At 25.1% G+C, this 24,326-nt stretch carries 26 protein-coding genes and 1 pseudogene; 7 read left to right on the top strand and 20 right to left on the bottom strand.

Translation table 11 applies throughout. From position 1 onward, the window contains the following. From AYC59_RS03155 to ytvI (AYC59_RS03170), 4 genes are read right to left on the bottom strand one after another with little or no spacing between them, the layout of a single operon-like run. Complete coding sequence (locus AYC59_RS03155) at window positions 1-1,188, bottom strand: SpoIID/LytB domain-containing protein (RefSeq protein WP_066895121.1); 1,188 nt, start codon at window positions 1,186-1,188, stop codon at window positions 1-3. Beyond that, complete coding sequence (mltG, locus tag AYC59_RS03160; RefSeq protein ID WP_066895123.1) at window positions 1,185-2,132, bottom strand: endolytic transglycosylase MltG; 948 nt, start codon at window positions 2,130-2,132, stop codon at window positions 1,185-1,187. The genes AYC59_RS03155 and mltG overlap by 4 nt, the downstream gene beginning before the upstream one ends. Further along, a complete protein-coding gene (gene ytvI / locus AYC59_RS03165) occupies window positions 2,116-3,219 on the bottom strand; it encodes a sporulation integral membrane protein YtvI (protein WP_066895125.1) in 1,104 nt (367 codons plus the stop codon). Before ytvI (AYC59_RS03165) ends, mltG begins: the two co-directional genes overlap by 17 nt. 1 nt (window position 3,220) lies before the next feature. After that, complete coding sequence (gene ytvI, locus AYC59_RS03170; RefSeq protein ID WP_066895126.1) at window positions 3,221-4,318, bottom strand: sporulation integral membrane protein YtvI; 1,098 nt, start codon at window positions 4,316-4,318, stop codon at window positions 3,221-3,223. A 198-nt stretch (window positions 4,319-4,516) separates the two neighbouring features. On the opposite strand from ytvI (AYC59_RS03170), the gene AYC59_RS07545 reads away from it, so the two are divergent. Then, a protein-coding gene (locus AYC59_RS07545; protein ID WP_211260004.1) for an IS3 family transposase occupies window positions 4,517-5,880 on the top strand; the annotation gives its coding sequence in 2 pieces (ribosomal slippage) (window positions 4,517-5,024 and window positions 5,024-5,880; 1,365 coding nt in all). 24 nt (window positions 5,881-5,904) lie between these two features. Here the strand turns inward: AYC59_RS07545 and AYC59_RS03185 are convergent. Together AYC59_RS03185 and AYC59_RS03190 are read right to left on the bottom strand one after the other, a co-directional pair. Continuing rightward, window positions 5,905-6,234 (bottom strand): hypothetical protein, encoded by a 330-nt coding sequence (locus tag AYC59_RS03185; protein WP_082752647.1) that lies wholly within the window; start codon window positions 6,232-6,234, stop codon window positions 5,905-5,907. A gap of 11 nt (window positions 6,235-6,245) precedes the next feature. Continuing rightward, window positions 6,246-6,446 (bottom strand): helix-turn-helix domain-containing protein, encoded by a 201-nt coding sequence (locus AYC59_RS03190; protein WP_066895132.1) that lies wholly within the window; start codon window positions 6,444-6,446, stop codon window positions 6,246-6,248. Between the two features lie 131 nt (window positions 6,447-6,577). Here AYC59_RS03190 and AYC59_RS08140 point away from each other — a divergent pair, with 131 nt between their 5' ends. Beyond that, complete coding sequence (locus AYC59_RS08140) at window positions 6,578-8,770, top strand: site-specific DNA-methyltransferase (RefSeq protein WP_169792218.1); 2,193 nt, start codon at window positions 6,578-6,580, stop codon at window positions 8,768-8,770. Window positions 8,771-8,851: 81 nt separating this feature from the next. On the opposite strand, the gene AYC59_RS03200 is transcribed toward AYC59_RS08140, so the two are convergent. From AYC59_RS03200 to AYC59_RS03210, 3 genes are all read right to left on the bottom strand, one after another. Continuing rightward, window positions 8,852-9,577 carry an MvaI/BcnI family restriction endonuclease gene (locus AYC59_RS03200; RefSeq protein WP_066895133.1) on the bottom strand — a complete coding sequence of 242 codons (726 nt, stop codon included), beginning with the start codon at window positions 9,575-9,577 and terminating at the stop codon, window positions 8,852-8,854. After that, window positions 9,570-9,794, bottom strand: coding sequence for a helix-turn-helix domain-containing protein (locus AYC59_RS03205; RefSeq protein WP_066895135.1), 225 nt, complete (start codon window positions 9,792-9,794; stop codon window positions 9,570-9,572). The genes AYC59_RS03200 and AYC59_RS03205 overlap by 8 nt, the downstream gene beginning before the upstream one ends. Window positions 9,795-9,983: 189 nt before the next feature. Beyond that, on the bottom strand, window positions 9,984-10,526 hold the full coding sequence (locus AYC59_RS03210; RefSeq protein ID WP_066895137.1) for a DNA-binding protein: 543 nt from the start codon (window positions 10,524-10,526) through the stop codon (window positions 9,984-9,986). A 104-nt stretch (window positions 10,527-10,630) separates the two neighbouring features. Between AYC59_RS03210 and AYC59_RS07550 the strand changes: the two are divergent. Then, window positions 10,631-11,994, top strand: a pseudogene (locus AYC59_RS07550) (IS3 family transposase). A 47-nt stretch (window positions 11,995-12,041) separates the two neighbouring features. Here AYC59_RS07550 and AYC59_RS03225 read toward each other — a convergent pair. From AYC59_RS03225 to AYC59_RS03275, 11 genes are all read right to left on the bottom strand, one after another. Then, window positions 12,042-12,227: a hypothetical protein gene (locus AYC59_RS03225; protein ID WP_066895143.1), complete on the bottom strand. Its 186-nt coding sequence runs from the start codon at window positions 12,225-12,227 to the stop codon at window positions 12,042-12,044. Next, the gene (locus AYC59_RS03230) at window positions 12,185-12,622 is read right to left on the bottom strand and encodes a hypothetical protein (RefSeq protein WP_066895145.1); all 438 of its coding nucleotides are present in this window, start codon (window positions 12,620-12,622) and stop codon (window positions 12,185-12,187) included. Before AYC59_RS03230 ends, AYC59_RS03225 begins: the two co-directional genes overlap by 43 nt. Before the next feature lie 436 nt (window positions 12,623-13,058). Continuing rightward, the gene (locus AYC59_RS03240) at window positions 13,059-13,376 is read right to left on the bottom strand and encodes a hypothetical protein (RefSeq protein WP_066895149.1); all 318 of its coding nucleotides are present in this window, start codon (window positions 13,374-13,376) and stop codon (window positions 13,059-13,061) included. Between the two features lie 261 nt (window positions 13,377-13,637). Continuing rightward, window positions 13,638-13,766, bottom strand: a complete 129-nt coding sequence (locus tag AYC59_RS08215; RefSeq protein ID WP_281177379.1) for a hypothetical protein — start codon at window positions 13,764-13,766, stop codon at window positions 13,638-13,640. A gap of 212 nt (window positions 13,767-13,978) precedes the next feature. After that, entirely contained in the window at window positions 13,979-14,788 is an 810-nt protein-coding gene (locus AYC59_RS03245; RefSeq protein ID WP_066895151.1) for a MetQ/NlpA family ABC transporter substrate-binding protein, read from the bottom strand. Between the two features lie 2 nt (window positions 14,789-14,790). Next, the gene (locus AYC59_RS03250; RefSeq protein WP_066895153.1) at window positions 14,791-15,435 is read right to left on the bottom strand and encodes a methionine ABC transporter permease; all 645 of its coding nucleotides are present in this window, start codon (window positions 15,433-15,435) and stop codon (window positions 14,791-14,793) included. Further along, a complete protein-coding gene (locus AYC59_RS03255; RefSeq protein WP_066895155.1) occupies window positions 15,436-16,410 on the bottom strand; it encodes a methionine ABC transporter ATP-binding protein in 975 nt (324 codons plus the stop codon). Between the two features lie 251 nt (window positions 16,411-16,661). Continuing rightward, the gene (locus AYC59_RS03260) at window positions 16,662-17,573 is read right to left on the bottom strand and encodes a GIY-YIG nuclease family protein (RefSeq protein WP_066895157.1); all 912 of its coding nucleotides are present in this window, start codon (window positions 17,571-17,573) and stop codon (window positions 16,662-16,664) included. A gap of 60 nt (window positions 17,574-17,633) precedes the next feature. Continuing rightward, window positions 17,634-19,673, bottom strand: a complete 2,040-nt coding sequence (locus tag AYC59_RS03265) for an HD family phosphohydrolase (protein WP_066895158.1) — start codon at window positions 19,671-19,673, stop codon at window positions 17,634-17,636. A 345-nt stretch (window positions 19,674-20,018) separates the two neighbouring features. After that, on the bottom strand, window positions 20,019-20,318 hold the full coding sequence (locus AYC59_RS03270) for a hypothetical protein (RefSeq protein ID WP_066895160.1): 300 nt from the start codon (window positions 20,316-20,318) through the stop codon (window positions 20,019-20,021). Window positions 20,319-20,533: 215 nt separating this feature from the next. Continuing rightward, window positions 20,534-22,531, bottom strand: coding sequence for an ATP-dependent DNA helicase (locus AYC59_RS03275; protein ID WP_066895161.1), 1,998 nt, complete (start codon window positions 22,529-22,531; stop codon window positions 20,534-20,536). Between the two features lie 141 nt (window positions 22,532-22,672). On the opposite strand from AYC59_RS03275, the gene rpsT reads away from it, so the two are divergent. The 4 genes from rpsT to AYC59_RS03295 all read left to right on the top strand — a co-directional run bounded on the left by rpsT (window position 22,673) and on the right by AYC59_RS03295 (window position 24,196). After that, window positions 22,673-22,939 (top strand): 30S ribosomal protein S20, encoded by a 267-nt coding sequence (gene rpsT, locus AYC59_RS03280; protein WP_066895163.1) that lies wholly within the window; start codon window positions 22,673-22,675, stop codon window positions 22,937-22,939. A 92-nt stretch (window positions 22,940-23,031) separates the two neighbouring features. Beyond that, window positions 23,032-23,271, top strand: a complete 240-nt coding sequence (locus tag AYC59_RS03285; RefSeq protein WP_066895165.1) for a type B 50S ribosomal protein L31 — start codon at window positions 23,032-23,034, stop codon at window positions 23,269-23,271. A gap of 63 nt (window positions 23,272-23,334) precedes the next feature. Continuing rightward, window positions 23,335-23,958, top strand: a complete 624-nt coding sequence (gene upp, locus AYC59_RS03290; protein ID WP_066895167.1) for a uracil phosphoribosyltransferase — start codon at window positions 23,335-23,337, stop codon at window positions 23,956-23,958. A gap of 1 nt (window position 23,959) precedes the next feature. Continuing rightward, window positions 23,960-24,196, top strand: a complete 237-nt coding sequence (locus AYC59_RS03295; protein ID WP_156445469.1) for an RDAC family protein — start codon at window positions 23,960-23,962, stop codon at window positions 24,194-24,196. The last annotated feature ends 130 nt before the right edge of the window (window positions 24,197-24,326 follow it).

A 24,326-nucleotide genomic window follows, 5' to 3' on the forward strand; every position in this document is an offset into this window, starting at 1 on the left:
CTAATCCCCTTTATTTACAACTTCTACTCCATTATAGAAAAACTTTATAATTTCTTCATAATTCATATTATAGTCTTGAGCCATAGATTTTGAACTCCATTGTGAAAAACCAACACCATGTCCATACCCTGAACCTATAACATTTATACCATTATCTAATATATCTAGTGTATATGATGTAGATTTTATATTAGTAGTAGAAAATTTTCTCCTAAATTCTAAACCTTTATATACTTTAGATAAACTCTTATCTTCATTATATAAAGTCAAGGTATCTACTCTTCCACTTTCTGTATATGTTGCATCAAAACTAGAAACTATAAACCCTACTTCTTTAACTATATCATTCATGGGTATTAGATATTTCCAATTTAATACACTATCAGGAACATATTTAGAATAATTATCTTCAACACCAATTAAATAATCAAAATGATTTCCATATACTTCCTTACTACTTGCTGTATGACCCCCACTATATGAATGAAATAATGCATCTATTAAAGTCCCCTTATATTTAATAACAAGTCCTTCTGTAGATTTTATGGCTTTTTCTATATTTTTCACATCTTTTTGAGGTATACCTTGATACATCTGAGATCTCGTGTCATCATATAAGTCAAAATCTTTTTTAAATCTAGATATATTTTTATATGCATAAGTTCTTGAAATTATAGCTTGTGCTTTTAAAGATTCTAATGGAAAAGAACTAGGTATTTCATAAGGAAGAACTCCTAATAAATATTTCTCCATATCTAAAGTATTTACTATTTCCAATTTAGAATTATTCGCTTTTATATAGAAGTTTCCATAATATTTAAGTTTGCCAACTTGAATAGTATCACTAGGATTTAATATTTCTATATTATCATAGTAATTTCCATCAAACATAATTTTATTATCCACAGCCTTTAATTCAATATTATATAAAGAAACTTTTTGTCCATTTATTTTCATATTACTTGTTAATATTAAATTAAGTTTTTCTTTATCAAGACTTGCAAGTCTTACTCTTATATCATTTATATTCTTTATACTTTTCTGCTCTGTTTTTTCATTTTTAGCTGTATTACTAATATTTTTAATTTCATTTGTTTTATCGGAAATATTCTTATATTTCTCATTCATACTTACTGTACTACAAGAATAAAAGAATATTAATGACATTAAAATTAATTTCTTTCTCATTTAACTTCATTTCTCTTTCTTAAATGTTCTTCATGTGTTTTTGAATAATATGTTTTACCTCCACTCATAAAGAAAAATAAATACTCACTTTCAGGCGCATTTATTGTAATTTCTATAGTATCCTTATCAGGATTACATATAGGTGTTGGTGGTAATCCTTTATGCTTATAGGTATTGTATAAAGACTCATTATTTTGTAACTCTTTCTTATATGCCATTCTTCCTAAATCATATTTTAAAGTGGCATCTGACTGTAATAACATATTTATTCTTAATCTATGTTTGAATACTCCAGCAACTTTTTCTCTATCATTCCCTCCTGTTTCAAACATTACTACTGATGCTAATTTTAAATCTTCATAAAACTTTTTCTTATCAGGATATTTTTCTGAAGGGAATTTCTTCAAAAATTCTCCAAGTATAGTTTTTGCAATAAAATCTGGACCTGCATTTTTAGGAATAAAATATGTTTCTGGATATAGATACCCATCAAAATTATCTTTTTCATGATAATATGGAAAATCTACTTTATTTAAAGCTCTTAACATATCTTCTTTATTAGCCAGACCTAAAGATTCTATTCTTTCAAAAATTTGATTTTGAGTAAATCCTTCCGGTATTGTTAATACTATATTTTGAGTATCTGTACTCTTTAAAAGTTCAAAAAGCTCTTTCTTAGTTATATTATTCTTAATTTCATAATTTCCTGTAACTAAATTTTGATTATTCAACTTAAAATATATTTTATCTAAAAGAGTATAACTTAAGCCTAGTTTTTTATATACATTTAAAAATCCATCGCCTTTTTCAACTGTTATACTATTTATATCAAAATTTCTTTTAACTACAAATATATCTGCATAGAATAAACCAAAAGAAATTAATATTATAGAAAAAATTGTTATGTATATTTTTTTATATCCTTTTTTATTTTTTTTCTTCATTTATTTTTTCTCCTGCTAATACTTTAAAAAATCCTAATTTTATTTCATCTTCAAACACTATATTAATTACCGTAAATAATATAGGTCCTAGAAGAAATCCTATTATACCAAATAATAAGAATCCAACAAACATAGATAAAAGCGATATAATAGGGTGTAAATCAAAACTTCCTGTTAATATATATGGTTCAATAGACATTCTAAATATTGAAACAGCTATATATATTAATAAGATCGATATAGCCCCTTTATAGTTACCTTGTATAAATAAATAAAGTGCCCAAGGTTGAAGTAAGGGACCTGTACCTATTAAAGGTAGGGCATCTAATAATGCACTTATTATAGATAAAATTAGCACATACTTTATATTAAGTGATATATGATTAATAATTGTATAGCCTACAAACATAAACACAAACACTAAAGATACTATTATTGCTTGTGATCTAATATATGTAAAAAGAGTGTCTATACTATTTGTTTTAACTATTTGCATTTTTTTTAGCCAACTTTTTGGAAATTGATTCTTAAAAAAAACTTTAATTTCTTCCATATTATTTGAGATAATATACGTTGAAATTATAGTAATCACAAAACTTACAATTAATTCTGGTAAATATTTAATATACACAAACATATTATTTATAATCTGATAAATATAATCTGAAAATTTACCTATAAAAGAATTAAGTCCTTCTTTTATATATTCTTGTAAATAATCTGGTAATTTAGGTAAATAACTGTTGTATCTTTCTATAGCTAAATTACCATAACGATGTAGTACTGTGTAATTAATTTTTATCCACTCTGATAATTTTAGTAATTCCATAAGTATTAAAAATACTAAATATGAAATTAATGAAGCTATTATACAAAATATCAAAGTTATTACTAAAAAATTTATTTTCTTATTATCTATTTTCAGAAATTTAGAAAATTTATTTGTAATTTTTTTTGAAAACAGTGCTATTATAATTCCTATAGTAAAAGGATATAGAAAAAGTGATACTTTTACCATTAAAATCATAACTATAATAATAGTTAATATTCTCAATGTTGGCATATAATTTTTTATATTATACTTCATTTTAATTTACTTCTCCTGATAGAATTTTAAAGAATCCATTTTTTATTTCATCTTCAAATACTATAGTCATTACAGTAAATATTATTGGTCCATAAAGGAATCCTAAAACTCCAAATAATTTAAATCCTACAAATAATGATATAAGTGATATTAATGGATTTATGCTTAAATTAGCACTTAATACTTTTGGTTCCATTATTGCTCTTAAAACCCATACTATTAGATAAAGTATTATTATTGCCATACCCATACCTATTTGAGACGTTGCAATCAAGTATATAGACCAAGGTATTAAAACTGATCCTGTTCCTAATATAGGCAATGCATCTACTAAAGCTATCAATATAGCTAACATTAATACATAATTTATTTTACCAAAAATTAAACTTATAACACTAAACCCTATAAATAATTCAACAAAACACAATAATACTAGTATTAATTGTGATTTAAAATACTTATATGCTACTGAAAAAACGTCTATTCTAATTAAATCAAATTTATTAATCCAAGACTTTGGAAATTGTTTATCAAAAAAATCATAAACTGCTTCTGTATCATTTGCCATTAAATATGTAGCAGTTATAGTTATTATTAAATATACTAATAATATTGGTAAATTAAGTGTTAATGATAATAAGTAATTTAAAAAACTTATACTGAAGCCTGTCATTTTAGTTACTAAATAATTTAAACCATTTTTTAAACTAAGTTGAACAAATTCAGGAAGTATAATTTTAAAACCATCAAATTGATTTAAAATATCAGTAATATAGTCTTTAGAATTCCCTATATTTGATATAAGCCAGTTAATAAATGAATATAGCTCTGAAAAAGATACTATCAACAATACTAATATTAGTGCTGATATTATCAAATAAAACGATGTAATTACTATACCATTTGAAAGTTTCTTACTCCACTTAAGTTTGTGTTGTAAATAATTTGAAACAGGTCTTGTTAATGTTACAACACCTAAAGCTAATACAAAAGGTAGAAAAAATACTCCTATTTTAAAAGCAAGTAAAACTGTAATAAATACAGTAAATATATGTATTAAAGGTAAAAATCTATTTAATGTAAATTCTTTTTTAGCCAAGTTAAACCTCCTATTTTAATATTTATAATTATAGCATAATTATCATTTTAACTCTACTAAATTTATCTTAGAAAAAAAGTAGAAATTAAATCTCTACTTTTAATAAATTAATAATTTTTTTGTTATTTTAAAAGAAAAACTAGATTACCTGAACTGCACCCATAATCTTGGACACAAGATTGGATGTGCAGTTTTTTTATGAGTAAATTAACAAGAAAAGATAAAATTGAAATATATGAAAGAAGGAAAAAAGGAGAAACAATTTCTTCTTTAACTAAAGCTTTTGATGTTCATGAATCTAATATTAGATATTTAATTACTTTAATTAAAAAACATGGATATGATATTTTAAGAAAAGATAAAAATAGAACTTATTCTAAAGATTTTAAACTACAAATAATTAATAGAATTTTAATTAGTCATGAGTCTATTAATTATGTTGCTCTTGATATTGGTTTAGTATCTTCTGGTATTTTACATAATTGGCTTTCAAAATTTAAAGAAAATGGGTATAATGTTATAGAAAAGAAAAAAGGAAGGAAACCTAAATCTATGACTAAACCTAAGAAAAATAATAAAACATTATCTGAAAAAGAAAAAATTAAACAATTGGAAGATGAAATACTTTATCTAAAAGCTGAAAATGAATACTTAAAAAAATTGAGAGCTCTAGTTCAAGAAAGGGAGCTAAAAGAGAAGAAAAAGTAAGAGTAATAGCCGAACTTAGAGCTAAATATCCTTTCAGAATGTTATTAAAGATTGCTGGAATATCAAGATCAGTATATTATTACTATATTAATAAAAAAGATATTGATGAGAAGAATAAAGATATCATTGAAAAACTTAAAGAAATTTACTATGTAAATAAAGGAAGATACGGTTATCGCAGAGTAACATTGGAATTAAAAAATCAAGGTTTAAATATTAATCATAAAAAAGTACAAAGACTTATGAAGAAACTTAATTTACAAAGTATTATCCGTAAAAAAAGAAAATATTCTTCATACAAAGGTCTTATAGGAAAGATAGCTGATAACCATATTAAAAGAAATTTTGAAGCAACAGCTCCAAATCAAAAATGGTTTACAGATGTGACAGAATTTAATTTAAGAGGAGAAAAGTTATACTTATCACCAATATTAGATGCTTATGGAAGATATATAGTTTCATATGATATTTCACGTAGTCCTAACTTAGAGCAGATAAATCATATGTTAAATTTAGCATTTAAAGAAAATGAAAATTATGAGAATTTGATATTTCATAGTGATCAAGGATGGCAATATCAGCATTATTCATATCAAGAAAAATTGAAAGAGAAGAAGATAATTCAAAGTATGTCAAGAAAAGGAAATAGTTTAGATAATGGATTAATGGAATGTTTCTTTGGGTTGTTAAAATCAGAAATGTTTTATGAACAAGAAGAAAAATACAAGACATTAGAAGAATTGAAGGAAGCAATAGAAGATTATATATATTATTACAATAACAAAAGAATAAAGGAAAAATTAAAAGGATTAACTCCTGCTTCTTACAGAAATCAATCCTTATTAGTTAGTTAAATTAATTTGTCCAACTTTTTGGGGTCAGTACAATTCTGCTTCTTTTTTTAATTTTTTCCCTACTTTAACTTTTATGAACTTATTATTTTTAAAAGTTTTCTCTAAATTCTTTGAAAACCCATTCAATAGATCCTTAACTGAATTTTCTATAATCCTGTTTGCTAATTCTTCTATATCATCATCAATATAACTTTTATGAATCAAGCCACACTGAGGACACCATAATTCAATTAAATCTTCATTTTCATAATCATCAATAGAAATCATAAACTTTTCACCATATGATGGGCATTTCATTTGAATGAATCCATCCTTATCTCCATGTATTGTAATTTCATATTTCATTTCCGACATAAAACTCCTCCCTAATCTATACATTCCATAATTTCAGATATATCACAATTAAGCTCCTCGCATATTTTTAATATCACATCTGTAGTTACATTTTCATCTTTCTTTAATTTATAAAATGTACTTCTACTAATCCCCGTTTTATCGATAAAATCTTTATGCTTTATATCTCTATCAATCAATAGTTTACACAGTTTCTTATAGCTCAATTTCATTACAAATCGCCTTTTCTTTCATACTTTTTTATTATTATATCATATAAAAGTTTAATTTTTCAAACTAAATGATATAAATAAACCTTGCTATTATTCTGAAAAAAGAATATAATAAAGTTGGAGGTGAAAATATGTCGTACATAACCATAAAAGAAGCGTCATGCTTGTGGGGAATAAGTGAAAGAAGAATCACTAAATTATGCAATGAAAATAGAATAGATGGTGCAATCAAATTCGGATGGAGTTGGGCTATTCCAACAGATGCAAAAAAACCAGATGACGCAAGAGTTAAAAGCGATAAAGAAAAAGTTAACCATATTCATTTTCCAGAAGAACCAGTTTTAATACGCAAATGGGCAATGCCAAACAAAAACACATTTAGCATTAAACCAATAAAAGAACTTATATCTGAAGAACTAACTGATGGTTTGTGGATAGATCCTTTTGCGAATAATAATAAATTTGCGACAATCACAAATGACCTAAATCAAGAGTTTGATACAGATTACCATCTTGACGCACTAGATTTTTTTAAATTATTTAATGATAATTCTATTGATGGAATACTGTACGACCCACCCTATTCACCTAGGCAAGTTAGTGAATGCTATAACGATGTAGGTTATAACGTTACTTGGGACACAACAAAAGCCTCCTTTTGGTCTAATCACAAAAAGGAAATATCCCGTATATTAAAGATTGGCGGAAAAATTATAACTTTTGGATGGAATAGTGGCGGTATAGGAATGGCGTACGGTTTTAAAAAAACAAAAATCCTTCTTGTTCCTCATGGAGGATGGCACAACGATACTATTTGTACAGTCGAGTTAAAAATCAAAAATAAATCAAATAATAAGTATAATACTGGAGAAAAAGTTCAAATGAAAAAAAAAGAAACTGATAATGATAAAAAGATAATAAATTGGATTGAAAATTTACCTGCTGATTTTTGGGATTTCAAATCAGAAGATACACGTGAATTAACTCATGGTTTTCATTCCTATCCAGCAACAATGATCTATCCTATAAGTAGAAATATAATAAAAAAGATGAAAGATATTTATACAATAAATTCTCTTTTTGATCCATTTTCTGGATCAGGAACAGTTCCCGTAGAAGGTATGATTGCCAATATACCAACTGTATATGCAACTGACTTAAATCCACTTTCTATAATTCTCACAAAAGTAAAAACTAAAGTTTTAGATAAATCTGAGCTTTTAAAATGGCATAATTTAATGAAAGAAAGGATTGAAGAATTAATTAGCGAGAATTCTAATATTATCTCTTCATTAGAAAATTATATAATCGAAAATAATATTAATATATACGATAAACATGGTTGGGGAGACAACGCAAAAGAATTTTTAAAGGATTTTATGATTCAACACGGATTTTCTACAGAAATTGTAACAACACTTCCTGATTTCAAAAACTTAGGGTATTGGTTTAAGCCTAATGTAGTTTTACATATCCAAATTATAAAAAACGTGTTGGAAACAATGCCTGATTTAAAAATAAAAAATTTTTTTATGATTTCTTTAAGTGAAACCATACGATTAGCATCTAATAAAAGAAATGGTGAATTTAAAATGTATAGAATCGATAAGAAGAAATTACCTTCTTTTAATCCAAATGTTTTGAATGTATTCTTTGAAATAGTCGATAAAAATATATCTAGAATGGATGAATTTTATAAAATAGTAAATAATAATAATTCTATTGTTAAAACAACTCTTGATGATACTAGATTTCTCACAACCATACCAAATAATTCAATAGACTTAATCATAACATCACCTCCATATGGCGATAGTAGAACAACTGTTGCCTATGGGGAATTTAGCAAACTATCATTGCAATGGGTTGGGCTAGATGAAAATTCCTTAGATATTGACATTAATAAGATTGATAAAGAATTATTAGGTGGTAAGAATTTTAATAATGGATTTGAATTCGATTTATGTAGTCCAACCTTAGGAGACGCACTACAGAAAATATCAGCACTCGATATAAAAAGAAGCGGTGATGTATATAGCTTTTATAACGACCTAAATTCTTGTCTAAGTAAATGCTCACAAAAATCCAAAATAAATACCTATCAATTTTGGGTAGTTGGAAATAGGACTGTCAAAGGTGTATATTTGAAAACTGATGAAATATTAGTTGAGCTTGCAAAAGAACACAATTTACACCATGTAACAACATTTACAAGGAATATCCATAATAAGGTTATGCCATCACTTAATTCACCAACTAACGAAAAAGGAAAAACTGTCACTACAATGACAAATGAATTCATCGTAGTTCTACGAAAAGTGTAGATTATACTCTCTCTAAAAAAATAATTGGTAAGCATCTTTAATCTGGTTAAATAACCAATCGTGATGCTTACCTTTTTAGTTTTATCTAGACCAAATTTTTACTTTTTTCATAAATAATTCATCAAAATATTGAGGATGTATCCTAAAACCTGTACCATGATCATGAGCCCTACCATCTGGGTACTGCCCTATACGAATATCTATTTTTACTACTCCTTTTTCTAATAAGTCCATAAGTCCTTCATAGTCAAAATCAGATAGTTCATACGCTTCATAAAAAAGGAATTCTTCATTTTTCCCTATATTTCTTGATTTTGCCTTTACATATACCAATGTATGCTTATATTTTTTATAAAACGCCTTCCTTAATTGCTCTCTTTCCCAATAAGCCTCCTCAATTGTACTATTTCCAATTAGGCTAATCTTTTCATCTAAACACTTAATGCCTAAAGTTTGACCCGTATCAGCTATTCTTGATTGTATATTTGCTGACAAAGTAGTATGTAAAACCTTTTTTTCATTATCATAATTATCACTTGTATAACCATATGTATTTAACAAATAATTATTGATTCTTGGTGGCTTTGGAGTTTTGGTAAAAAGTGTTAACATACTCGAATCTGTATCTCTAGCTGCTTTTAATTCGTATACCCCGAAATCAGGTTCTGCTGCATTGTTTTCGTTGATACCTAATAAATCTTCCAATGTCTTACCTATTCCTGTAGGACCACTTCTATGTGTCTTAATCCATCCATCGATGCTTATTTCATCCATTTTTCTTTTAAAATCTTCTAAAGTGCTAATCATTCTCAGCATCCTCCTTTAAAAATAATTCATATGGTTCAATTTTAAGGGCTATAGAAATTTTCTGAATATTGCCTAGAGATATACTTCGTTTTTCTCGCTCTATATCACTAATATAAGTACGATGCAAACCAGCTTTAAATGCTAGTTCTTCTTGTGACAATGATTGTTTCAATCGATTTTTCTTTACATTATTTGCAAATATTTTATATATATCCATAGCTATCCTCCTTTTTGTCAGCATACCACTTTTTCATACAATATGTCTACATACAATAAGTTACACAAATACTTATCTCTCAGTTTCCTTTGAAGCTTCTTTCTTCTCAATAGGTTTTGCTTTTTCTTCAGCATTATATTTTTTTATTGTCCAAAGTACAGATTCTTTCTTTTCTTCTTGGTTTTTCATCTATTCCTTTGCTTTTAAAAGCTTAGACGATATGATTCTAAAATTAGTATGCTCTTTTCCATTATCATCAATGGATGTTCTTACCTGACCAAAAAGCTTTACCAAGTCTCCTTGCTTAAAATCCTTTGAAATATCTCCCTTATCTCCATAAGCCGAACAATTTGTATAAGTCTTATTTCCCTCATCGTCTTTTGACACAACTGAGAAATTAACCACTTTAAAGGCTTCTCCATTCTTATTTTCTCTTTCAATTGCTTCAACCTCACCTACTATATTTCCAACAATATTCACCAAATCATTATCTTCTTTTTCAATTGCTACACTTTCTTTAATCTGTCCATTTTCTCTGAGTTCGTCAATCAAGTAATCAAATTCATCATTAAGTAAGCTCATACTGTCATTATCCATATACTCCTGGTACAACCTATCCAAGGTATCTTTATCATTGATACCTTTTTCAAAACTAATTAGTGCCTTTGCAAAATCTTCGTGATTTTCGTTTACCATTTGTTCTAGTGTATTTCTCATTTCTTTGTAGTTCATAATATAACTCTATTTTTCTACTAAAAATAAAGGAGCTGTCCACAAATAGAATAATGAACTGCACCCATAATCTTGGACACAAGATTGGAGGTGCAGTTTTTTTTATGAGTAAATTAACAATAAAAGATAAAATTGAAATATATGAAAGAAGGAAAAAAGGAGAAACAATTTCTTCTTTAACTAAAGCTTTTGATGTTCATGAATCTAATATTAGATATTTAATTACTTTAATTAAAAAACATGGATATGATATTTTAAGAAAAGATAAAAATAGAACATATTCTAAAGATTTTAAACTACAAATAATTAATAGAATTTTAATTAGTCATGAGTCTATTAATTATGTTGCTCTTGATATTGGTTTAGTATCTTCTGGTATTTTACATAATTGGCTTTCAAAATTTAAAGAAAATGGGTATAATGTTATAGAAAAGAAAAAAGGAAGGAAACCTAAATCTATGACTAAACCTAAGAAAAATAATAAAACATTATCTGAAAAAGAAAAAATTAAACAATTGGAAGATGAACTACTTTATCTAAAAGCTGAAAATGAATACTTAAAAAAATTGAGAGCTCTAGTTCAAGAAAGGGAGCTAAAAGAGAAGAAAAAGTAAGAGTAATAGCCGAACTTAGAGCTAAATATCCTTTCAAAATGTTATTAAAGATTGCTGGAATATCAAGATCAGTATATTATTACTATATTAATAAAAAAGATATTGATGAGAAGAATAAAGATATTATTGAAAAACTTAAAGAAATTTACTATGTAAATAAAGGAAGATACGGTTATCGTAGAGTAACATTGGAATTAAAAAATCAAGGTTTAAATATTAATCATAAAAAAGTACAAAGACTTATGAAGAAACTTAATTTACAAAGTATTATCCGTAAAAAAAGAAAATATTCTTCATACAAAGGTCTTATAGGAAAGATAGCTAATAACCATATTAAAAGAAATTTTGAAGCAACAGCTCCAAATCAAAAATGGTTTACAGATGTGACAGAATTTAATTTAAGAGGAGAAAAGTTATACTTATCACCAATATTAGATGCTTATGGAAGATATATAGTTTCATATGATATTTCACGCAGTCCTAACTTAGAGCAGATAAATCATATGTTAAATTTGGCATTTAAAGAAAATGAAAATTATGAAAATTTGATATTTCATAGTGATCAAGGATGGCAATATCAGCATTATTCATATCAAGAAAAATTGAAAGAGAAGAAGATAACTCAAAGTATGTCAAGAAAAGGAAATAGTTTAGATAATGGATTAATGGAATGTTTCTTTGGGTTGTTAAAATCAGAAATGTTTTATGAACAAGAATAAAAATACAAGACATTAGAAGAATTGAAGGAAGCAATAGAAGATTATATATATTATTACAATAATAAAAGAATAAAGGAAAAATTAAAAGGATTAACTCCTGCTTCTTACAGAAATCAATTCTTATTAGTTAGTTAAATTAATTTGTCCAACTTTTTGGAGTCAGTACTAAAAATTTATATTTTTTATTTTTTTTTATCATTATTTTTATTTTCTAAATTTTCTTTAATGTTTTTATTAATCTCTTTTTCATTTAAAGGTAAAAATTTATCTTTATTACTAAATTTTTCACCTTTCAATGCTTTATCTGTTATTTTAACTTCATTACCTAGAGCTTTATCAAGTTCTCTTTTCCATTCTGGCATTGCCATAGTATACTGCGGTATATATCTGTTAGCTGCTTCCCTTTCTTTTTTTCTTGTTCTTGTCTTTCTTTTTCTTCTTTTTCAGCCTTAGATTCTTCTATTTTCTTTTTTACCGCTTTATATCCATCCTCTATTAAACTTCCAACTTCTCCAGTAATATAAGGAGTAGCAACTCCTACTGTTCCTGCTATAAATTCTCCAACTTTACGTCCATTTTCTCTCCCTTTTTCACCTAAAAACTCATCTTTAGGTATTTCAAATTCAGGTTTTAATGGTTTTTCTTCTGGTAATTTAGGTTCATTTAAATTAACCGGTTTTATCTCTTGCTGATTATTTTCTACATTAGATAAACTAATAAATGGAACACAAAATATTAACGCAATTATAATTGATTTTTTCATTTTTCCCTCCTAAAACATATATTTAAATATCAATATTATCCAAAATATAACAGGTTTTATAACTAAAATCGAATTAATTTTGTTTATTATATTTTTATTTTGTTTATACTTAAATAAGCAAATCATTAAATCAAAGATACATAAAATAACTATCGTATGATAAAGATAGTCATTATTAAATAAAAATCCATAACACATAGTAAAAATAAAAAATAAAATTTTCAATATATACTTTATTTTACTACTCATTTATACCTCCTTATTTCTATTGTTCCAGAACTTATTGTACTTAGTATACACTTAGAAAAAACATAAGTCAAATATATATTTTTTATATAAACCATAAATTTTATATATTTTTAAAAGTTTAAAATTAATAATTTAAGACATAAATAATTAAAATTTAATATTATCTAATATATTATTTTTTGTATAGTTAATAACAATAAAAAATTATTGAAGCATAATATTTTACAATTTCAATTTTTTTAATCCCTATTTTTATTATCTTATCTATAAAAACAAAAAGAGCAAAATAAATTTCTGATATATTAAATAGAAAATCTATACTTAATTTCCAAGACATCAATAATAATATTATCAATATTATATTATCCATTATTATTTTATATATCTCCTTTTTATATTTCACTACTTCATTTTTATCATCTACTTTTAATTTTTCTTTATCTATCAAAATTATATTCATAATATTATTTAATATTATAACTAAAATTACAATCAAAATTTTCATTTTATCCTCTTTTCTATTTTTCAAATTGTCCAATTTCATATTCATCATCCCAGTTTAAATGTTTAAATTCATCTAAAACAAATTCACCATATTTAAAAACTTGTTGCTATGCTCTAATACTTTTATCATAACTTTTTCTTGCTTTTTTTATGCTCGATATATTTTTTCTGATGGTACTATTAGTATTTTTGATACTTTGAACTTTATATCTATTGAATATTTACCTTTCAAATCACAATGAGGTAATAATTTTTCTATTTCCTATAAAACTTTACCCTTATTTTTATAGTATATTTTATACAATATTTCTTCATGAACTTTATAAATAACATAATCGTGTTGATTATATACACTATCACTATCAGAATAGTTAGAAAATCTATTTATCATTACATCACTTCTCAAATATGGAGATATTCCTAAAATTTTATTAGTATCAAAATCAACAAATATTCTATTTTAATATTTATAATCATAGCATCATTATCATTTTAACTCTACTAAATTTATCTTAGAAAAAAAGTAGAAATTAAATCTCTACTTTTAATAAATTAATAATTTTTTTGTTATTTTAAAAGAAAAACTAGGTTACCCTAGTTTTTTTAAAATGCTGCTGTTACTTCACCATTATATTTTTCTTCTATAAATTTCTTAACTTTTTCACTTCTTAATGCTTTAACAAGTTTTGCAACTCTTTCATCATTTTCATTTTCTTTTAATACTGTAATTATATTAACATAAGGTGAATCTTTTCCTTCTACAAGTATAGCTTTATCTTTATTAATTCCTGCAGCTAATGCATTATTAGTATTAATTAAAGCTAATGCTACTTCTGATAATCTTGGAGCTATTTGTTCTGAATTTAATTCAGTAAATTTAAGATTTTTAGGATTTTCTGCTATATCATTAACTGAAGCATCAAGTTTTGTTTTATCTTTTAATTTAATAACACCAAATGAATCAAGTAATATTAAAGATCTTCCACGGTTAGATGGATCATTAGGTATTAAAACTTCATCTCCATCTTTTAATTCTTCTATAGATTTAATTTTATCTGAATAAGCTTTTAAAGGTTCTAAATGAATTCCACCAACACTAACCATATCTATATTATTTGCTTTTCCAAATTCTTCCATGTAAGGTACATGTTGGAAGAAGTTAGCATCTATACTTTTATCTTTTAACTGTAAATTAGGTTGAACATAATCATTAAATACTACTATTTCTAAATCAATACCTTCTGCTTTTAAATCATCTTTAACAAGTTCTGCTAATTCTTGATGTGGAACTGGAGAAACTCCTAAAACTAATTTTTGTAATTCACCTGTAGCCTCTTTTTTTTCACTTCCATTACCTCCACACGATAATAAAAGTACCCCTGCTGCTAATACTGCAATAAATTTTTTGAACATAATCATCTTCCTCTCTTTTCTTCTATTTTTTTTACTACATTAGTCCCTATAAATTGTATTATTTGAACTAATATTATCAATAACAATGTTGATAAATACATTAATTTATAATTACCTCTTTGGAATCCTTGAACAACTGCTAAATCTCCAAGTCCTCCACCTCCAATAATACCTGCAATAGCTGAATATCCAACTAGTGATATTAAAGTTAAAGTAATTCCATTTATAATACTTGGAGTAGCTTCTGGAATTAATATTTTAAATATTATATCCTTAGTACTTGCTCCCATAGAAATTCCTGCTTCTATTAATCCATAACTTACTTCATTTAATGAATTTTCTAATATTCTTGCAACAAATGGTGCAGTACCTATAGAAAGAGGGATTATAAAAGCGGTTGTTCCATAAGACTTACCTACAAAAAATCTTGAAAGCGGTATTAATAACACTATCAATACAACAAATGGTATAGACCTTGTTATATTTACTATTAGTAAGTCAAGTATTCTATTTACTATTGAATTTTCCTTTATTCCACCTTTTTTACTTATTGATAAATAAATTCCAATAGGCATACCTATTATACTTGCTATAAACATTGAAGCAAATATCATATATATAGTTTCTAGTATTGCTTTTAATATCATTTATATCACCTCAACCTTTATTTTATGCTTGCTTAACCAATTAATAGGTTCTTCTAAACTATCAGCTTCAATTTCTAATATTAGATGACCAACCTTTATACCATGCGATAAAGTATCTATAGATCCTCCTAATATATTTACATCTACATTAAACTTTCTTGTAAGTATAGATACATAAGGCATATCCGATTGTTCTCCATCAAATATTAATTTAAGAGTATTTTTCTTTCCTTTTTGAACCTCTAATTTTAAATCACTTATTAAATTTCTTGCAAGTTCTGTTTTAGGACTTACAAATAATTCCTTTACAGTTGAAAGTTCTATTATACTTCCAGATTTCATAACAGCAACTCTATCACATACTTTTTTAATAACTTCCATTTGATGTGTTATTAATATTATCGTTATTCCAAGTTTAACATTAATATCTTTTAATAATTCAAGTATAGAATTGGAAGTTATAGGGTCTAAACTTGAAGTCGACTCATCAGATAATAATATATCTGGTTTTGTAGCTAATGCACGAGCTATAGCAACTCTTTGTTTTTGTCCTCCACTTAGATTATTTACGTATTTATCAGAAAATTCTTCAAGTCCTACTAATTTAAGCAAATCTTTTACTTCTTCCTTGATATATTTAGTAGGTGTTTTAGAAATTTCCAAAGGTAGTGCTATATTTTCAAAAACAGTTCTTGATGATAAAAGATTAAAACTTTGAAATATCATCGCAGTTTTCTTTCTATAATCACGTGTTTCATATTTACCAAACTCAAATATATTTTTACCTTCTAAATATATGCTCCCCTTTGTAGGTGTCTCTAATTTATTAATCATACGTATTAGAGTAGATTTACCTGCTCCTGATAAACCTATTATTCCAAACACCTCTCCTTTTTCTATATCAAAATTAACATTATTTACTGCCAATTTACCTGAAAATTCTTTAGTTATATTATCAAATTTCAAATATGACATATATTCCCTCCTTAAAATAAAAACGGGCTGTGTGCCCGTTTATTTGTAGTTGTTGGCACATGCAAACTAGCCTGTACCTAAATTTAGATACAAGCTCATTTACATGTCCATCATAAATCCTTTAACAACTACATTTCTATTCATATTTATTTCCTCCAAAATTCCTAGTATAACTAATAATAACATAAATTATTCATTATGTAAAATATATATTTTTAATAGTATACATTAATTATTTTAATCTTTGCCTTTTATAACTTTATATTATTTTCTTCTTCTTCTATTTCTTTTAAAGTTTTTCCTGTTATATCTTTCCAATAAGTTCTTCCATTAGTTGAATATCCTATTGCAAATCCAGAAGCATAAGAAGCACTATTAAACAATATATTCTTTTTAAGAACACCATCAACAATTTCTTCTTTTTCAATTAATTCTTTTCTTATTTTTTTAATACTTTCATTATTATAATCAACATCTTCCATAGCTATCATACTGTCTTTCAAAACCACAAAACCTTCATTAGTTCTAATACACTTTGCATTTATTGTCTTTTCTTTATTAGTTAAAAATAATTCTAATTCTTTATTGATTTCTTCATTAGCTTTATCATTTAGTTTTTCTGGAGCAAGAGATACAAATATCTTATGCCCCAAAGTACCTATTACTAATTTAGTATTTTCTATTACTTCATCAAGTTCACTTTCTTTTTCTTCTGTTACATTTCCTATATTAGGTTCATTCCCATTTATAACAATATATCTTCCTGATTCTTTTGCAAGATTTGTAAACTTATTTTCAAGATAACTTATTTCTGTAGGACCAAAAGAATTATTTTGAGTAGTTAATATTATTACTTCATTAAAATACTCATTATGCTTATCCCTTGTGTGTTCTAATATTCTTAATAATAAACCTTCACCATTTTTTCTAATTCCTGCTTGACCTATATATACAATATCTTCACCACTTTCATCATCTTTTCCTAAAAGAAAATATATACCACTTTGTTTTAAATGATCTCTATTTTTTATATTATCACTTATTAATTTAGTTTTAGGAATTTTATAGACTATTCCTGTCCAATTCGACAAAGTACATTTTATAACACCTGTTACATCTCCATCCATTAAAAACATATTTATATTTTTACTTTTATTTGTCATAAAGTCTCTCTTTCTACATATATTATATATTCTATAAAAGGGAGCAAAAGTCCCTTTATCTTATTTTATATTCTTATATTGTATTCTTTCATGATAAATACCTCTTAGTACATTTAAGAAAGCATTTATAACCTTTTCTATCTCACCTAGTGTTATATTACAATCAGATAATTGATTATCCTCTATTTTAGATTTAATTAGATATCTAACTAATTTTTCTATAGAATCGTAACTTTTATCACTACTTGCACGAACAGCAGCTTCTATAGTATCTGCCATCATAATAATTCCTGATTCCTTACTTCTAGGTCTTGGTCCTTGGTATCTGAAACTATCTTCTGTAACTTCTTCACCACTTTCTAATGCTTTATAATAGAAATATTGAACTAAAGTTGTACCATGATGTTCTAAAATAATATCTAAAATTTCTTTAGGTAACCCATACTGTTTACCTAAAAAATATCCATCTTTAGTATGTGATGTTATAATCAATGCACTTAGTGTTGGTTTTAACTTATTATGTGGATTAACTATACCATATTGATTTTCAACAAAATATTCTGGTCTTTTCATTTTACCTATATCATGATAATATGATGCAACTCTACAAAGTATAGAATCTGCACCTATACTTTCAGCACCAGCTTCTGCAAGTGCTCCAACCATTATACTATGGTGGAAAGTACCTGGTGAAACTAGCAATAGATTTTTAAGTAAATCATTAGAAAAATTAGATAATTCTAATAACTTAATATCTGTAAGTATATTAAATGAATTTTCAAAATATGGTATTAAACCTAAAGAAAATATACCTGTTAATATACCTGATATTATTGATGCAATAATATTTGGTATTATTTCTATAAGATCTGAATTAGATGCAAATCCATAAGCTATAGCAAAAAACGATTGTATCAATCCTATATATATACTATTTTTTACTATTTGATTTCTATTTGAAACATTTGAATTTATATTCATAACCATTATACTTAATAAAAGTATTATAGCTGTCCACTTATAGTCTCCTAAAACAAATATATAGTTAAACGAGGTTATGATGAATATAAACAAATGATTTTTATCAAGTACACTACCAATAAGCGGGAGTAATAAAAATGGCGCTAGATATTTTAAATCATAGCTATTAAATAAGAATAAATATAGAAAATCTATTAATGCTACCGTAATAATTAAAGGATAAAAACTCTTTGAATTGAAAGATTTTCTTAAATATTTATATGAAATAGCTATAAATATTACACTACTTATTGCATAAAGTAATACTTGTCCAAATATTCTTGTTAAAACATCTTTAGCATTTATATAACCCAGATGTTCAAGATTATTGTATATACTATCAGTTATAACCCCACCTTCTCTAAGAATTATATCTCCTTTTTTTATAGAAACTACATTATTTTTAAGCCTTTCCATATTTTTTTCTATTTTATTAAGAGTCTTAGCTTTATTAATTTCAAGATTTGGTTTTACAAAATTCATAATTAATTTTTTTTCTTCATCTGTTAAAACTATTTGTTTTTCAGATAAAATCTTATTTACATCACTTGTTTTATATATTCCTGTTGTATATAGTTCATTTAATACATTAATTAAGAATAAATAGTATTTTACTCCTTTATTAATACCTATTGTTCTAACATCTGATACTTTTAAATCAAGTTCATATATAGATATTAATTCCTTTATTTTAGTATCATTATTTAAATCTACTTGATTTAAATCTTGGAAAAATTGATCTAGCTTATCTATTTCATCTTTATCAACATCTTCAATTCTATCATATTCAGGAGTTGTATTCTGTTTTATTTTAGCTTTTAATTCATCATCTAATATATCTTTAGTATAAGTAAGATCTTTATATGCTATAACATCATTTTTAGCTATATCTCCTATATTATATGTTTGAACATTATTTTTAAGTGTAGAGAATATAAAAAATATACTTACTATTAAAATATATATCAATATTCTATGAGTTTTAGTGTCATTTAAAATTGAAAAACTTTTAGTATTTTTAGATTTTTGATTACTTTTAATACTTACTTCAAAAGTTTTACCTAAAAAATTTATTTTCATATCTATACTCCAATTCTCTTTTTTATTATTAAAGTATACCACTTTATATTATAAAATACAAACTTTTACTTTGAATTAAATATTAATAATTTAAAGGTAACAATACCATACATACTTAATTATATAATCGATAAAAATAAAATTTTATATTTTTCTTAACTTATATTATCAAAAGCATCCTAAATATATTTTGTTATCATTCCATCAACTTATTGATTAACTCTATTAAATAAATTTATTCTGTTTTCAAATTCTAGCATCTTTTATATTTATACTTGTTACTAAACCTTCCATTTACCTCCTTTAAAAATTTTTTGTAATAAAAAAAGGAACTATAAATTCCTTTTATAATTCAGTCCACCAATATTTATACCAAACTGGCTCCTGTTCTTGTTTTGATTTTCTTATTATTTCATCTACTAAATTATTTATTTGTTTCCCATTTTCTATATTAGAAACAACTTTATACTTAGCCTCATATAAAATTCTATTAAATTCAGAAGATACATATTTAGTATACTTATCTCCAAAATCATTTCTAATATTTACCCAACCTTTTAAACCTTCTTGATATAAATAATCTATTATTTCTCTTCTAGTTTTATTCTTAGATAATCTTATTATATTTTCTGAAAATTTACCCATAGTAAATCACTTCCTTGTGTTGTTAAGTTTTATATATTTATATTGTACTCCTAACAACACAATTTATCAAATGATTTTATCTCATTCTTACTTTTCTTTCTTCTTTGGCTCTATTTGACTTAACAATTAGAGATACTGTTATAAAAGCCCTCTCCTAAAAACTTAAAGCATCGTATTTACAAGTAATCTCCCCCATTCTATAATAATATCTATTATTAAATTTGTGAATTATAGTTAATTATACTTTCTAAATCTAATATTTCAATATTTGCATTTGGAAGTGATTTTAAAACTATTTTTCCATAGCTTTTTGTATATAGTCTTTTATCAAGTATAATAACATTACCTTTATCATTTTTAGATCTAATTAATCTTCCAACACCTTGCTTAAGTTTAATTATTGCATAAGGTAGTTGAAAATCAACAAACGATCTTGAACCATATTTTTCAGAGATAGATTTTACTATAGGATCATCTGGAACTTGAAAAGGCATTTTCATGATTATAACACTACTTAAGGCTTCTCCTTGTATATCTACACCTTCCCAGAAACTATCCGTTCCTAAAAGTACTGATTTTTTCTCTTTTTTAAACTTTCTTATTAATTCTACCCTTTCATAATCACCTTGTTTTAAAATATTCAAATCACTATGTTTTTTTAAATATTCTGATATGTATTCTAAATCTATATACGAAGTAAATAGAACAAAAGTTTTCCCTTTATTTTTAATAGTGTAATCTAGTATAAACTTAGATGCTTCATCTCTAAAAGTTAATGAATTTGGTTCAGAAATATTAGTAGGCAACAATAAATTCATCTGATTTTTATAATCAAATGATGATTTAATAATTTTTTCATTAGATTCTTTTATTCCTAAACTTTGTTTTAAATAATCAAAATTTGAATTTGTAGTTAATGTTGCAGAAACAAGGATCATACTTTCTACTTTTTTTATAAACTCATCATGAAATCTTTCTGCGATATAATAAGGTGTAGTATTTAAATTTAAATAAACTCCATCTTCACTTTTAACCCAATAAATATACTCATCAAAGTTAAATTCAAAATTAATTTTAAGATTTTCAAATAATGATATAACTTTAGAAATCATATTATTTAAAAATACCATTTCATTTTCTTTATCTATATCTGTATTATTTTCTAAAAATTTACTTATTTCACCAATTCTTGTATCTACTTCTTTTATTCTTGATTCTATATTATTAAGTATACTTTTAAAATCTATATTTTTTAAAATATTAGTTAGATTCCCATTAAATTTAATATTTGGAATTTTCTCATTTATCATTTTCATAATATTCATAATATTATCATAAATATAGTCCATATCATCTATAAGTATGTCTTTTAAATTATCAACTTCAAAGTTATTGCTATATTCTTCAATTTTAGATAGTATTTTTAAAATAAGACCTGCTTTATCAACACTTTTAGCACTTCTATTGTATAATAATCCTAAACATTTAGACATTTCTTTAAAAGAAAAAGTATAAGAATAATATTTTCTAACTACATTTTCTAAATTATGTGCTTCATCTATAATTAAAATTTGATAATCTGGAATAAGTGATGTAGATGATTCATTTCTTAATATCCTATCAAGCATTAATATATGGTGATTGACAACAAATACTTTAGCTTTTTCATTTTCTCTTTTTTTATTATAGTAAAAGCAAGTTTCATAAAATGGACATTTTTTATATAAAGTTGTTTCCCTTTCAGAAGCTATTTCACTCCATATATTAGTTGATATATTAGATTTAAGCTCTGATCTATCACCATTTTTTGTTTTAAATATCTCATCAATTAATTTAGATATCTCAGGTTTCTTATTTCTATCATAATATTCTTGTAATTTTCTTTTACAGACATAATTACTTCTTCCCTTTATTAAAGTATACTCTATTTTTTCACCAAAAATTTCTTCTATTATAGGTAATTCCTTTTTTAATAATTGATCTTGCAAATTTAAAGTATTTGTTGAAATTACTACATTTTTATTTTCATTTAATGCCTTTAATATAGTTGGTATTAAATATGCCATCGTTTTACCAGAACCTGTTTCAGCTTCTACAAGAATAGGGTTATTTGAAAGCATATTCTCATCTATATACAATGACATTTCAATTTGATCTTTTCTTGGTTCAAAATTAAACCTTTCAAAAAGAGTATTATATATTTTTTCTATCATATCATTTCCTTTTTTATTTTCTTAATCAAATTTTACCAAAAATATATCTAAAAAACAATAAATTTAATAGAAAATACTTGCTTTTTTTTATGTATAATGTTAAAATAAATAGTAAAATTGTGTATAAAGGAGGAAAACAGAATGGCACATACTAAATCATCTAAAAAAAGAATCGTAATTGGTGAAAGAAATAGATTAAGAAACCAAGCTGTTAAAAGCAGAGTTAAAACTTTTGTAAAAAAAGTATTATCAGCAGTTGATTCTAAAAATATTGATGATGCTAAGGCAGCATTATCTGTGGCTTTTAAAGAGTTAGATAAAGCAGTTTCTAAAGGAATTATGAAAAAAAATACTGCTTCAAGAACTAAATCAAGATTAGCTACTAAAGTTCAAGCATTAAACGCTTAAACTTTACTACTTTGAAATATTTTTATACACATATTTTAGTGTAAAATATTCATAAAATTTAATATATAATTTTTTATGAAAGGAGTCCCAAAATGAAAAAAGGAATTCATCCAGAATACAGATTAGTTGTATTCGAAGATACAAGTAATGGTGAAAGATTTTTAGGAAAATCTACAAAATCAAGTAAAGAAACAGTTGAATTTGAAGGAAAAGAATATCCAGTAGTTAAAGTAGCTATAAGTTCTACTTCACACCCATTCTATACTGGTAAATCTAAATTTGTTGATGAAACAGGTAGAGTTGATAAATTCAAGAAAAAATATAATTTATAATGTGGAAAGCAGAATTGCTATTTTTAGTGATTCTGTTTTTTTAAAATAAATAGGAGGTATAAAATGGCAGTATTTGAATATAAACACCCATTAATCAGTCATAAAATTTCTATATTAAGAAACATAAATACTGATACTAAATTATTTAGAGAAAGTTTAAATGAAATCGCTTCTCTTATGGTGTATGAGGCAACTAAAGATTTGAAACTTAAAACTATAAATGTAGAAACACCTATACAGAAAACAGAAACTTTAGTTCTAGATGAACCCGTTACCATAGTTCCTATACTAAGAGCTGGTCTTGGAATGGTTGATGCATTACTTGCATTGATACCAAACGCAAAAGTTGGACACTTGGGGGTATATAGAAACGAAGAAACTTTTGAACCTACATACTATTACGCTAAAATGCCAACTAATATTTTAGAAAGTAAAGTTCTTATCGTTGATCCTATGCTTGCTACTGGTGGTTCTATAATTTACACAATAGACTATCTAAAAGAGATGGGCGTTAAAAATATTTCTGTTTTATCTATAATAGGAGCTCCAGAAGGAATTGAAGCTATAACTAAAAAACATCCTGATATAAACTTATACATTGCAGCTATAGATAAAGGGTTAAATGAACATAAATATATTTACCCAGGTCTTGGTGATGCAGGGGATAGAATATTTGGGACTAAATAATATGAAAATCGTTACTTTTGATAATATTATAGAAATAAATAATTTAATAAGTAAATATGGGTACAAACTATCTCTAAAAGATGCTTGTGGTGCTCAATCTATGCAACTTAAACCCTTATCAGAAGATTGCATTTTAAGTGATTCTTTATATGAAGATATAGAAAATTACTTTAAAAAATTTGAAACAGAAATAGAATATAGTATGGATAAGACATTTATTTTTATAAAAAAGAATTAATTAATATAAAAGGGGCTGTTGCAATAAAAAATAGCTCTAACTATAAAAAAAGAGTAGAAAATTAGAAATTAAAGAATCTAAATTCTACTCTTTTTAAAATATCAAAAAACATAATAAAAAAGGTATAAAA

The sequence above is a fragment of the Pseudostreptobacillus hongkongensis genome, assembly GCF_001559795.1.
Lineage (GTDB): Bacteria > Fusobacteriota > Fusobacteriia > Fusobacteriales > Leptotrichiaceae > Pseudostreptobacillus > Pseudostreptobacillus hongkongensis.